At 60.9% G+C, this 11,944-nt stretch carries 12 protein-coding genes; 2 read left to right on the top strand and 10 right to left on the bottom strand.

The features are described from left to right. Positions 1-68 precede the first annotated feature (68 nt). Positions 69-650, top strand: a complete 582-nt coding sequence (locus ACP7A2_RS10615; protein WP_426134155.1) for a TetR/AcrR family transcriptional regulator — start codon at positions 69-71, stop codon at positions 648-650. A gap of 89 nt (positions 651-739) precedes the next feature. Here ACP7A2_RS10615 and ACP7A2_RS10610 read toward each other — a convergent pair whose 3' ends face one another. From ACP7A2_RS10610 to fmdA, 6 genes are all read right to left on the bottom strand, one after another. Beyond that, complete coding sequence (locus ACP7A2_RS10610) at positions 740-2,095, bottom strand: MATE family efflux transporter (RefSeq protein ID WP_426134154.1); 1,356 nt, start codon at positions 2,093-2,095, stop codon at positions 740-742. Between the two features lie 25 nt (positions 2,096-2,120). Then, a complete protein-coding gene (locus ACP7A2_RS10605) occupies positions 2,121-2,693 on the bottom strand; it encodes a DUF2239 family protein (RefSeq protein ID WP_426134153.1) in 573 nt (190 codons plus the stop codon). A gap of 67 nt (positions 2,694-2,760) precedes the next feature. Further along, positions 2,761-3,717, bottom strand: a complete 957-nt coding sequence (locus ACP7A2_RS10600; protein ID WP_426134152.1) for an AAA family ATPase — start codon at positions 3,715-3,717, stop codon at positions 2,761-2,763. A 3-nt stretch (positions 3,718-3,720) separates the two neighbouring features. Next, positions 3,721-4,764 (bottom strand): aliphatic amidase, encoded by a 1,044-nt coding sequence (locus tag ACP7A2_RS10595; protein ID WP_426134151.1) that lies wholly within the window; start codon positions 4,762-4,764, stop codon positions 3,721-3,723. 15 nt (positions 4,765-4,779) lie between these two features. Further along, positions 4,780-5,127: an FmdB family zinc ribbon protein gene (locus ACP7A2_RS10590; protein WP_426134150.1), complete on the bottom strand. Its 348-nt coding sequence runs from the start codon at positions 5,125-5,127 to the stop codon at positions 4,780-4,782. Positions 5,128-5,129: 2 nt separating this feature from the next. Next, positions 5,130-6,359 (bottom strand): formamidase, encoded by a 1,230-nt coding sequence (gene fmdA, locus ACP7A2_RS10585; RefSeq protein ID WP_426134149.1) that lies wholly within the window; start codon positions 6,357-6,359, stop codon positions 5,130-5,132. A 233-nt stretch (positions 6,360-6,592) separates the two neighbouring features. Between fmdA and ACP7A2_RS10580 the strand changes: the two genes are divergently transcribed. Continuing rightward, positions 6,593-8,230 (top strand): methyl-accepting chemotaxis protein, encoded by a 1,638-nt coding sequence (locus tag ACP7A2_RS10580; protein ID WP_426134148.1) that lies wholly within the window; start codon positions 6,593-6,595, stop codon positions 8,228-8,230. Positions 8,231-8,339: 109 nt separating this feature from the next. On the opposite strand, the gene urtE is transcribed toward ACP7A2_RS10580, so the two are convergent. Genes urtE through urtB form a run of 4 tightly spaced genes read right to left on the bottom strand, consistent with a single transcriptional unit; the run spans position 8,340 to position 11,883 of the window. Beyond that, complete coding sequence (urtE, locus tag ACP7A2_RS10575) at positions 8,340-9,029, bottom strand: urea ABC transporter ATP-binding subunit UrtE (protein WP_426134147.1); 690 nt, start codon at positions 9,027-9,029, stop codon at positions 8,340-8,342. A gap of 10 nt (positions 9,030-9,039) precedes the next feature. Beyond that, a complete protein-coding gene (urtD, locus tag ACP7A2_RS10570) occupies positions 9,040-9,798 on the bottom strand; it encodes an urea ABC transporter ATP-binding protein UrtD (RefSeq protein ID WP_426134146.1) in 759 nt (252 codons plus the stop codon). Next, positions 9,795-10,955, bottom strand: a complete 1,161-nt coding sequence (gene urtC / locus ACP7A2_RS10565; RefSeq protein ID WP_426134145.1) for an urea ABC transporter permease subunit UrtC — start codon at positions 10,953-10,955, stop codon at positions 9,795-9,797. The genes urtD and urtC overlap by 4 nt, the downstream gene beginning before the upstream one ends. A gap of 10 nt (positions 10,956-10,965) precedes the next feature. Beyond that, complete coding sequence (gene urtB, locus ACP7A2_RS10560; protein WP_426134144.1) at positions 10,966-11,883, bottom strand: urea ABC transporter permease subunit UrtB; 918 nt, start codon at positions 11,881-11,883, stop codon at positions 10,966-10,968. Positions 11,884-11,944 lie beyond the last annotated feature (61 nt).

Below are 11,944 nucleotides of genomic sequence, written 5' to 3'. Positions count from 1 at the left end.
ATGTGGCAAATCATGCTTCGCATACGCAGCGTATGTCAATCACTCACCCACCTCAACGAGACTTGTCCATGAGCCGAGCCCGCGCTGACATGATCGAAGACACCCGCGCCCGGTTGATCGCCAGTGCTCGCGAGGCCTTCGCCACGCAGGGTTATGCCAACACCTCAATGGACGATTTTACCGCCCGCGTCGGGCTGACGCGGGGTGCGTTGTACCACCACTTCGGTGACAAAAAAGGCTTGCTGGCGGCGGTGGTCGCCCAACTCGACGGCGAGATGGATGCACAATTGCAACACATCACCGATCAGGCAACCGACCCGTGGGAGGGGTTCCGTGAACGTTGCCGAACTTACCTGCGTATGGCGCAAAATGCAGAAATCCAGCGCATCGTTTTACAAGATGCACCCGCGGTTCTCGGCGCTATAGCATCAACCCATCAGCAACACTGCGTGGACTCTCTGGCGACGGTACTGGAGGACCTGATGCGTGCAGATATCATCGAGCCGGCTGCCAGCCAGGCGTTGGCGCGCCTGATCAATGGCAGCCTGGTGAGCAGTGCGTTATGGATTGCCGGGGATACGCACCCGCCGCAACGGCTTGAAGAAAGCCTGCAGGGGCTGGAGCTGTTTGTGCGGGGACTCAAACGATGAGCCCCATGGAGCCCGCGATGCAGCGCATCGGTTAGAACGGCTGGCACGTCGCGAGCATCCTGCCGGTCGCCGACACCCACTTTAAATAATCACACCAGCCGCTTGATCTGCTTGTGCCGCCATACCAGTCGGTAATACCCCGTCTGCAATGCCAGCATCGCCAGGTAGGTCACCGGAAACGCCATCCACACGCCTTCAAGGCCGAAGTGCGCGTTGAGCAAATACGCTATCGGCAGCTCAACGCACAGCACGCAGAAGATCGAAATGGCGACGGGCATCAGCACCACGCCGCTGGCGCGCATGATCCCGCCGATCACGGCCTGGAACCCGAACACCAGAACGCTCCAGAGCATAATGTGCAACAGGTGTTCGGCGTTGACGCGCGCGGCGTCGTCGGTGATGAACAAGCCCAGCAGCCAGTGCGACAACAGGTAGCCGAGTACGATCAGCCCGCCGGTGAGGCAGGTGTTGATCAACAGCCCGGTGCGCAGGATCGGCCCGATACGTTCCAGGCGCCCGGCGCCAATCGCCTGGGCACCGAGAATCGACGCGGTGATCGCAATCGACAGCGCCGGGAACTGCACGTAATTGACGATTTGCGTTACTGCCCCATACGCCGCCGTGGCTTGGGAGCCATGGCTGTTGACCAGGGCGAGGATGACCAATTCCGACAACGACAGCACCACCATCTGTAAGCCGGTGGGCAGGCCAATGCGCAGGACTTTGCCGAGAATCGCGCGGTCCAGGCGCAAGGCTGCAAACAGCTCACGGTCCGGCGCCATCACATGATTTTTATGGCGCAGCCGCAGGATCAGAAACAGCATGGCCGACGCGTTGCCCACCAAGCCTGCGTACACCGCACTCTGGATGCCCATGGGCGGCAGGCCGATCCAGCCGCGAATCAGTGCCGGCGTCAGCAGCAGGCCCACCAGGGTTGAAACCATCAGCGCCAGCAGTGGCGAAATCGTGTCGCTGACGCCCCGCAGTAACTGGGTATAGAGGATAAACACCAGCAGCAGCGGCATGATCAACATCATGACTTGGGCGTACCCAACCGCATCGTCCAACACATCGATGGGCGTGCCCAGCGCCTGCAATGCCGGGCGCGCAAACAGGCTGCCGAGCACTGCCGCAATCAGGCCCACCAACGCGCCCAGCGTTAAGGTCGCGCCGGTGATCACCTTGACCATCGCGGTTTCCTGAGCGCCCCAGGCCTGGCCGATCAACACCGAAGCGCCCGCCCCCAGGCCGATGACCAGAGCAATAAAGAAAAACACGATGGGGAACATCCCCGACACTGCCGCCAGCGCCTGGGTGCCGAGCATTTGCCCGACATAGATGCCGTTCAGCGTGCCGGAAAAACTTTGCAGGAAGTTGGACAGCACCATCGGTGCCAGAAAGATCAGGTAGATCCGCCACAAAGGCCGATTGGGAGTGACTTGCATGGTCATTCAGGTCCCGGAATTATTATCAGGCGGGGAAAGCATTGCGCGACAGCCAGGCCAGGTACGTCTGCACGTCGGTCGGCCACTGCGCAATCTTGCTGGAAAAGGTCGCCGCATCACCGGCAAACAGTGCTCGCGAGGCGGCTTCGAACCCGGGCAGGTCGCCGCCGATAGCGCTCATGAAACGATAGCTGGCGTCTTTGGCCTGGCGTATCTGATCACGGGAGGCATGGTCAGTGCGAGCCTCATCGACCAACCGACGCAACGCCGCCGAGGCACCGCCACGCTGTTGGCCGAGCCATTGCCAGTGGCGCGGCAGCAAGGTGACCTCACGCGCGACGACGCCCAATTTTGGACGCCCGACGGACAGCGATACGGGCGGCTCAGGATCGGTATCTTCCTGTGCTGGCTGCTCGGGCGCGTAACCTGCCGGCCAGGGATAGTCGACCTGGGTGCCGGTGGCATCATCGAAAACCAGGAAGCTGCCAGTCGCCAATCCGAGGTGTGACAGTTTCTCGCAGACATCGGCATAGCTACCGGCCACCACCCGCTGATGACCAACGAAAGCGGTGCACAGAGGCAAGTTTTGCGCAGGCATGATGTTTTACCCGGATGTTATGTGTTTTACCCGGATCATATTAGTCAGGAGGGTGCGGCTTGCAAGGCTATTGCGCAAAAACCTCCAGGTGCTGCTCGCGCACCGTCGCGCGCATCGCTTGCACAGCCGGTTCGCGCAGCAGGCATTCGGCAATGGCGGGTTCCAGTTCCACCCGCAAGCGCCGGCCCAACGCCCTCGCGCCAAAGCGCGCGTCGTGCTGACGGCACAACCACGCCTTCGCCCGCTCATCCAGCGTCAGCGAGCGACGCTGCAACGCCAGGCGCTGATTGAGCTTTGCCAGCTCCACGTCCAGCAATGCTTCGAGCCATTGGCTGTCAATGGGTTCGAATATCAGGATACGGTCAATACGATTAAGAAATTCCGGCTCAAAATGCCTGTGCAACGCCTCTTCCAGCACCGCCGCCTCGCCCCGTACGAAGACCCGCAGCAAACGTCGCCAGCCATGGGCAAACCGCTGGCGATGGCGCCGCGCCTGTTGCGCACCGACATTGCTGGTCATAAAGATCAGGCTGTTGCGAAAGTCCAGCGTGCGCGTGCCACCGGCCAGGGTCAGTTGGCCATTTTCGAGAATACCGAGCAGGCTGCGCACCACTTCCCGGCTGGCTTTTTCGAGTTCGTCGAACAGCACGATGCCCGGTCGGCTGTAAGTGCCCTGGATCAACTCACTGTTGAACAGGCTGATGCCCTCCTTGCTGCCCACATACCCTGGCGGCGCGCCGGTCAGCGCAGCGGCGTAATGCTCCTGCGCCAGCGTGTGCATGTCGATGCGGCAAAAACCGTCGGCACGCCCGTGCAGTGCCTGGGCCAGCAAGCGCACGATTTCGGTCTTGCCAACACCGGTTGGCCCCATGAACAGGTTGACGCTCAGTGGCCGGTCACGCTCGCCAATATCGGCCTTGACCACCTTGAGCAACCCTTCCACCTGGGCGAGCGCGGCGTCCTGCCCGACGATCCGGCTGCGCAACAGCGCCATCACCTGAGCCGGTTCAAAGGTAAACCGCATGCCCTACTCCGCCGTCTTTTCTTTACCGCCGTGCGGCAGTTGCCCCACCGGGCAGTCGGCCACGCCCACCGTGCTGCGGGTGAATTGCTCAACGTTCTCCTGAGCCTTTTGCGCGTCCAGCACCCAGGTGCGATAGAACTCGAACGGGCAGTCGGCCACGCCCTTGTCGCCATCGCCCGAGGCGTGCATGCCGGTGTAGCCCCGGTGCAGCAGCTTGAACAGATGGTTCTGCGACTGATCATTGGCCCGCGCATCGCGGATCTGCGACACCGACAACTGCGCGAACTGAATGCCCATTTCCTCTTCGCCGCATTCGCCCAGGGTGCGCCCGTCAAACCCGATGATCGCCGAGTGCCCAAAGTATGAATACACCCCGTCGAACCCGGCAGCGTTGGCCACCGCGACGTAGCAGTTGTTCGCCCAGGCCATGCTCTTGGACATCTGCACCTGTTGCTCCTTGGCCGGGTACATATAGCCCTGGCAGCGCACGATCAACTCGGCGCCCTTCATCGCACAGTCACGCCAGATTTCCGGGTAGTTGCCGTCGTCGCAGATGATCAGGCTGACCTTCATGCCCTTGGGCCCGTCGCACACATAAGTGCGATCGCCTGGGTACCAGCCTTCGATGGGGCACCACGGAATGCACTTGCGGTAACGCTGCACGATGTCGCCGAGGTTATTGATCAACACCAGCGTGTTGTACGGCGCCTTGTGCGGATGTTCTTCGTGGCGCTCACCCGTCAGGGAAAACACGCCCCAGGTATTCGCCTGGCGGCAGGCCGCCGAGAAAATCGCGGTTTCTTCGCCGGGAATGCTCGCGGCGGTCGCCATCATCTCGTCATGGTCATACATGATGCCCATGGTGCTGTATTCCGGGAACACCACCAGGTCCATGCCCGGCAGGCCCTGTTTCATGCCGACGATAATCTCGGCAATTTTCTTCGCGTTTTCGATGACCTGCGCCTTGCTGTGCAGGCGCGGCATCTTGTAGTTCACCACTGCGACACCGACGGTGTCGGGGCTGCTGGAAATGTCGCCATGACGCATAACAACGCTCCTGGTCTAGTGACTGATCATCCACGGCCGTGGCCCGGTTTTGGTTTTAAGCCCCAGCGGATTGGCCTTGCTGGGCTCGACTTTTTTGCCGGTGCCACAGCAACTGCAGCCCGCCGGGTGACGACGACTTTCCTGATACTCACCCACGGTTTGCGGCGCGTGCGCACTGCGCTCGTTGCCAGCGATGGCTTTACGCTGGTTGGCAGAAAGAATGCCCAGCGCCGGGGCCGACACCAGCAGTTGCCCGCCCGCCGAGGCGCAATACGGGCATTCGCTGGGATCATGGCGTTGGGCAATCGGGCGCAGCATCGTGAAGGAGCCACAGGTCTCACAGCTGTATTCGTAGGTCGGCATGGCTACAGGTCCGGGGCGATGGGCAGGTCGATGCTGCCGTCCAAAAACCGGGTCGGCCCGTTTGCGTTGGGGTTGATGTCGAACTCGAAAATTTCGGTGGGCAGCCACAAGGTTGCGCACGCATTCGGAATATCCACCACGCCGCTGATATGCCCCTGCACCGGCGCCGACCCCAGCAGCGCATAGCCCTGAGCGGGCGAATAGCCGAACTTGGTCAGGTAGTTGATCGCGTTCAGGCACGCCTGGCGGTAGGCAACGTTGACGTCCAGGTAATGCTGCTGGCCCTGTTCGTCCACCGAAATGCCTTCGAAGATCAGGTAGTTCTTGTAATTCGGCGTGATCGGGCTTGGCTTGAATACCGGGTTCTTGATCCCGTATTTGGCCATGCCGCCCTTGATCAGCTCGACTTTCATGTGCACCCAACCGGCCATTTCGATGGCGCCGCAAAAGGTGATTTCGCCGTCGCCCTGGCTGAAGTGCAAATCGCCCACCGACAGCCCGGCGCCGTTCACGTAAACCGGAAAGAAAATCTTCGAACCCCGGGACAAGTCCTTGATATCGCAGTTACCGCCATGCTCACGCGGCGGCACGGTGCGCGCACCCGTGGCGGCGGCGTCATCGCGGGCCTGGCCCTTGAGCTTGCCCATGTGCGCGGTGGCGGCCAGTGGCGCGTTGGCCAGCGGCGGCACGCGGGTCGGGTTGGTGTCGATCAGCTCCTGCTCGCGACGGTTCCAGTCGGCAAGCATCACCGGGTCGGGCAGGCAACCGATCAAACCGGGGTGGATCAAACCGGCGAAATTCACCCCCGGAATGTGCCGCGAGCTGGTGAACATGCCCTTGAAATCCCAGATGGCTTTTTGCGCGCTGGGAAAGTGATCGGTGAGAAACCCACCGCCGTTCTGCCGCGAGAAAAAGCCGTTGAAGCCCCACTGCGACTCGGCCTTGGCACCAATATCGAGCAAATCCACCACCAGCAGATCACCCGGTTCTGCGCCGTGCACACCCACCGGCCCCGACAGGTAGTGCACGGTGGACAGGTCCACATCACGCACGTCGCTGGCGTCGTCGTTGTTCTTGATCGCGCCGGCGGTCCAGTCGTAGGTTTCCAGGATGAAGTCATCGCCCGGCTTTACCCAGCAGGCCATCGGGATATCCGGGTGCCAGCGGTTATGGATATTTTCGTTTTCGGTAACGGGCTGGTTGAGGTCGACTTTGATCAGCGTTTCGGTCATGGCTGGCTCCTGGACGGATGACGTGTTGCGTTCAAGCCAGTCTCAGGCGCCAGGAGCAAACGGAAAATACGTTGGATGACGTATAAAACCCAGAGGTCGGGTTTTATTCCATCAATTCGCTCAATGTCAGGGACAGCAATTACTGATTGGACGCACCGTCGAGAAGTGTTTAGATTTCTCCACATAGATAGCTTTTAGCCATCATTCCCAACCCTTTGAATATCGAGCCCTTCATGAAAAAACCTGTCTCGCTGGCGATGCGTATTGGCCTGGGTTTCGCGTCCACGCTGTCGCTGCTGGTGCTGATCACCGCCGTCGGTATTCAGCGCGTGGGTTTTATCGACAGCACCCTTAAGAACGTCGCCGAACAAGCCGCCGTAGCCCAGCGCTACGCGATCAACTTTCGCGGCAGCGTGCACAACCGCGCCATTGCCATTCGCGATGCGGTGCTGGTCAAGGATGAGCAGGCGTTGAACGGGCACCTGGCTGAAATCGACCAGCTCAAGCATGACTACCAGGATTCCGCGGTAATGCTCGACCGCCTGTTCGGTACCAGCGCCAGCGCCGAAGAAACCCGTCTGCTGAGCGATATCAAAGCCATTGAGGTCCAGGCGCTCGCGTCCTCCGAGCGCGTGGTCAACCTGCGGCGCGGCAGCGATATCGCCGGCGCCCAGGACTTGTTGCTCGCACAGACCTCAGGCCTCTACAGCGAATGGCTGAAACGGGTGAACGCCCTGATCGACTTCGAAGAAGCCCAGATCAAACACAGCCTGGGCACCGTACAGACTGCCGCCAGCCAATTTGCGCTGCTGATGATCGCCGCCAGCACGGTGGCAGTCATCTTGAGCGTACTGGTGTCGTTGCTGATCATCCGCAAGGTCAAGGCCACCCTGGGCGCAGAGCCTGAGGAGGTGGCCGAGGCGATCCGCCGCCTGGCCAATGGCGAGCTGAACCAGCCCATCCAGACCCGCTACCCCGACAGTGTGATGGGCATTCTGAAGAACGCCCTGTTACGCCTGGGCGACACCATCACCGAGGTGCGCGGGGCGGCCCAGGCCTTGCGCCATTCCTCGGTCACGCTGTTGTCGGTGGCCAGTGACAACCGCCAGCAAATTACCCTGCAAACCAGTGAAGCGCAGCACGTCGCGGCAGCCATCACGCAAATGGCTGCCTCGGTCAGCGAGGTCTCGGGTTACGCGTCAGCCGCCTCCAGGGCGACCATCCTGGCAGACGCCGAAGTCGATAGCGGCCACCGCCTGGTGGGCGAAGTCAGCGTGGCCATTGAAGAATTGGCGACGATCCTCGACCAAGCCACCACGCGGGTCAATCAAGTGTCCAGCGACAGTGAACACATCGAAACCGTGATCGAAGTCATCAACGCTATCGCCGCACAAACCAACCTGCTGGCGTTGAACGCGGCGATTGAGGCGGCGCGCGCGGGCGAACATGGCCGCGGGTTTGCGGTGGTAGCCGATGAGGTACGCTCGCTCGCCACGCGCACTCAGGAATCTACCCAGGAGATCCGCGAAATGATCAGCAAGCTGCAAAGCGGCACCCAGGACGCCGCCGATATCATGCAACGCAGCCGCAGCCTGGCCCAGGTCACCGTTATGCAAACCCGCGACTCTCAGGTGGCGCTGGGCAAGATCAGTCAGGAAGTGGGCGCGATCAATGCGATGAACGCGCAGATTGCCAGTGCCTCCGTGCAGCAAAGCGCGGCGGCTGAAGAGGTGGCGCAGAACGTCACGCGCATTCACACCTCCACGGTGCAGTCTGCTGCCGGTTCCGCTGTGGCGGAAAGCTCAAACCGCGAGCTGGCGGAGCTGGCAGACCGGTTGAGCACCAAGGTGGCGTTTTTCAATGTGGCGTAAGGGCTGAGACCGCACGGAGGCGGAGCAGACCGCTCCGTCATCCGGGCAGGCTCGGTGCGTTGTCAGGTACTTCGGCAAACATCAACGGTGGGAGCTGCACACCCCAGGTTTAAACCGACAAATACCGGCTGATGGTCGCCTCATCCACCCGATCCCGGGTCTCTTCGATGACGAACCTGCCCTTCTCAATCACCAGGAAGCGGTCGGCGATTTCCAGGGTGAACGACAACACCTGCTCCGACACCACAATGGTCAAGTCCCGCAGGTTGCGGATTTCTTTGAGCGTGCGGGCAATGTCCTTGATGATCGAAGGCTGAATCCCCTCCGTCGGTTCATCCAGCAACAACACCTTCGGATTGGTGGCCAACGCCCGAGCAATCGCCAACTGCTGTTGCTGCCCGCCAGACAGGTTACCGCCCTTGCGCGATTGCATGTCGTGCAACACCGGAAACAACGCATACAAATCCTCCGGCACCTTGCCCCGTGCCGACGCCGGCAAGCCGGTCTGGATATTCTCGAGCACCGTCATGCTCGGAAATATCATCCGCCCCTGCGGCACATAGGCAATCCCGCGCGCCACCCGTTCATGGGTCTCCAGCGCCGACACCTCGTGCCCGTCCACACTGACGTGGCCTTGCCATTGCGGCAAAATTCCCATCAGGCTCTTGAACAGCGTGGTCTTGCCCATGCCGTTGCGGCCCATCACCGCGACGATCTCGCGCTTGGCCACGTTCAGGTCCAGGTCGTGGAGAATCTGGCTCTGCCCGTAGCCACAGGACAACTGGTCGATCTTGAACATGCCGGATTCCTCAGTGGCCCAAATACACTTCGATGACTTTAGGGTTGCTCTGCACCGACTCCATGCTGCCCTCGGCCAGCACTTTGCCTTGGTGCAGCACCGTGACCTTGTGGGCGATACTTTTGACGAATTCCATGTCGTGCTCGATCACCAGCACCGAACGGCCCTGGCTGATGCGCTTGAGCAACTCAGCGGTTTGCGCCCGCTCGTTGACGCTCATGCCGGCCACCGGTTCGTCGAGCATCAGCAGTTCAGGGTCTTGCATCAGCAGCATGCCGATTTCCAGCCACTGCTTTTGCCCGTGAGACAGCAGGTCTGCCTGTTGTTGCAGCAGGTCGCCGAGGAAGATCTCCCGCGCCACCTCCTCGACCCGCGCGACGACCTGGGCGTTACGCTTGAAGAACAGCGCGCCCCAGACCTTGCGCCCGGCGGGATAGGACATCTCAAGGTTTTCAAACACCGTGAGGTTTTCGTAGATCGACGGGTTCTGGAATTTACGACCGACGCCTGCGCGCACGATGTTGTACTCGCGCATTTTGGTCAGTTCCTGGCCGTCAAACTGGATGCTGCCGCTGGTGGCGCGGGTCTTGCCGCAGATCAGGTCGAGCACCGTGGTTTTTCCGGCACCGTTGGGGCCGATGACCACGCGCACCTCGTTGCGGTCGATGTACAGGTTGAGGTTATCGACCGCCTTGAAGCCGTCGAACGACACGGTGAGGCCTTCGATGGCCAGCACCGGCTTTTTCATTTCAAAGCCGACGGCGCTCATGGCTGAGTCTCCAGAATTTTCGCTTCAGTCCTGGGCTTGACCACGGGCGCAGCGGCTTTCACCACCGGCTCACGCCGCAGCAGCCTGGCCAGCGCCTGACGCCCATGGCTGTCCCACAACCCGGCCAAGCCGTTGGGGAAGTACATGACCACGGCGATGAACAGGCCGCCCATCAAGTACAGCCACAACTCGGGAAAGGACTCGGAAAAGTAGGTCTTGCCGTAGTTCACCAACAGCGCGCCATACACCGCGCCGAGCAGCGACATGCGCCCGCCCACGGCGGCAAAAATCACCATTTCAATCGACGGCACAATGCCCACGAATGACGGCGACATAAAGCCCACCTGCAAGGCAAACATGGCCCCGCCAATCGCCGAAAACGCAGCGGCCACGCAGAACACGAAAATCTTGAAACTGGCCACGTCGTAGCCGGAAAACCGCACGCGTTCTTCCTTGTCGCGCATGGCCATCAGCAGCCGACCCAGCTTGGACGCGAGGATGAACCTGCCGATAAAGATGCAGCCAAACAGCAGGCCGGCGTTGATGAAGTACAGGATCAGCTTGGCGCTGTCGGTGCGCAGGTCCCAGCCGAGCAGGGTCTTGAGGTCGGTGATGCCGTTGACACCGCCGGTGAGGCCTTGCTGGCCGACGATCAGCACCGTGAGGATCAGCGCAATCGCCTGGGTGACGATGGAAAAATACACATCGCCCACGCGACGCTTGAACAGCGCGATGCCGATCACAAACGCCAGCAGTACCGGCACTGCGACCACCGCCACCACGGTGAAGGTAAAACTGTGGAACGGCTGCCACAACAGCGGCAATTCGGTGATCTGGTTCCAGTCCATAAAGTCCGGGATGCCGGGGGTGGACTGGATCCTGGTGCTTAGCGGGTCCGACGCTTCCAGCTTCAGAAACATCGCCATGCAGTAACCGCCAACCCCGAAAAACACGCCCTGCCCCAGGCTGAGAATGCCGCCATACCCCCAGCACAACACCAGCCCTACGGCGACGAACGCGTACGTCAGGTATTTGCCGACCATGTTCAGGCGAAACGCATCCAGGGTCAGAGGGAATACCACCAGAATCAACAATGCCAACAGCACGATGCCGATCAGGTTTTGCTGGCTGCCCAGCAGCTTGTCTAAAGCCTTCATCTGCTCGCCTCTACTTGCGCACTTTGATGGAGAACAACCCTTGCGGGCGCAGCATCAGGATCAGAATCACCGAGGACAAGGTCAGCACCTTGGCCATCGAGCCACTGAGGAAAAACTCCGACAGCGATTGGGTCTGGGCGATCACAAACGCCGAGGCGATGGTGCCGAACAGGCTTTGCGCGCCGCCGAACACCACCACCAGAAAGGTGTCGACGATGTACTGCGAACCCGCCGTCGGCCCGGTCGAGCCGATGGTAGTAAACGCCGCGCCGGCCACACCGGCCACGCCACAACCGAGGGCGAAGGTCATGCGGTCGACCTTGCGGGTGTTAATACCGACTGCGCGACTCATCAAGCGGTTTTGCACCGTGGCGCGCACCTGCAGGCCCCAGCGCGAGCGGTAAAGCATGAGGAAGATGGCAGCGGTGAGCAGCAAGGTCAGGCCCATCATGAACAGGCCGTTGCGCGGGATTTCGATGGCTTCGGTGAAGTTCACCGAGCCCATCAGCCAGGCCGGCGGTTCGGCGCTGACCTCGCGGGCGCCAAATACCGAACGGAAGGTTTGCTGCATCACCAGCGACAAGCCCCAGGTCGCCAGCAGCGTGTCCAATGGCCGTTTGTACAAACGGCTGATCATCGCCCACTCCACCAGCCAGCCGACGGCACCGGCGACGAGGAATGACAGGGCGATGGCAAAGAAGAAGTAATAGGGTTGGAAGCTCGGCGCAAAGTGCGCGGTGAGGCTGGAACACACGTAGGTGGTGTAGGCGCCGATGGTCAGGAACTCACCGTGGGCCATGTTGATCACGCCCATCTGGCCGAAAATGATCGCCAGCCCCAATGCCATCAGCAACAGCACGCAGAACACGGACAAGCCGTTGAACCCCTGCATTGCCGCGATGGCCCCAAATTCCGATAGCCATTCCATGATGATGGTCTCCTGAGCGGGAGGTGATAGTTAAAATGCAGCCTGCTTTAGATTTATGTGG

It is taken from the genome of Pseudomonas sp. PWP3-1b2, assembly GCF_049896045.1.
Lineage (GTDB): Bacteria > Pseudomonadota > Gammaproteobacteria > Pseudomonadales > Pseudomonadaceae > Aquipseudomonas > Aquipseudomonas antarctica_B.
The sequence above is the reverse complement of the archived record's forward strand: the minus strand, read 5'-3'. Positions and strand labels throughout refer to the sequence as shown.

Coding starts and splice junctions, on each gene's coding strand:
- ACP7A2_RS10615 (WP_426134155.1), top strand. CDS start 69: ATGAGCCGAGCCCGCGCTGACATGATCGAAGACACCCGCGCCCGGTTG.
- ACP7A2_RS10610 (WP_426134154.1), bottom strand. CDS start 2,095: ATGCAAGTCACTCCCAATCGGCCTTTGTGGCGGATCTACCTGATCTTT.
- ACP7A2_RS10605 (WP_426134153.1), bottom strand. CDS start 2,693: ATGCCTGCGCAAAACTTGCCTCTGTGCACCGCTTTCGTTGGTCATCAG.
- ACP7A2_RS10600 (WP_426134152.1), bottom strand. CDS start 3,717: ATGCGGTTTACCTTTGAACCGGCTCAGGTGATGGCGCTGTTGCGCAGC.
- ACP7A2_RS10595 (WP_426134151.1), bottom strand. CDS start 4,764: ATGCGTCATGGCGACATTTCCAGCAGCCCCGACACCGTCGGTGTCGCA.
- ACP7A2_RS10590 (WP_426134150.1), bottom strand. CDS start 5,127: ATGCCGACCTACGAATACAGCTGTGAGACCTGTGGCTCCTTCACGATG.
- fmdA (WP_426134149.1), bottom strand. CDS start 6,359: ATGACCGAAACGCTGATCAAAGTCGACCTCAACCAGCCCGTTACCGAA.
- ACP7A2_RS10580 (WP_426134148.1), top strand. CDS start 6,593: ATGAAAAAACCTGTCTCGCTGGCGATGCGTATTGGCCTGGGTTTCGCG.
- urtE (WP_426134147.1), bottom strand. CDS start 9,029: ATGTTCAAGATCGACCAGTTGTCCTGTGGCTACGGGCAGAGCCAGATT.
- urtD (WP_426134146.1), bottom strand. CDS start 9,798: ATGAGCGCCGTCGGCTTTGAAATGAAAAAGCCGGTGCTGGCCATCGAA.
- urtC (WP_426134145.1), bottom strand. CDS start 10,955: ATGAAGGCTTTAGACAAGCTGCTGGGCAGCCAGCAAAACCTGATCGGC.
- urtB (WP_426134144.1), bottom strand. CDS start 11,883: ATGGAATGGCTATCGGAATTTGGGGCCATCGCGGCAATGCAGGGGTTC.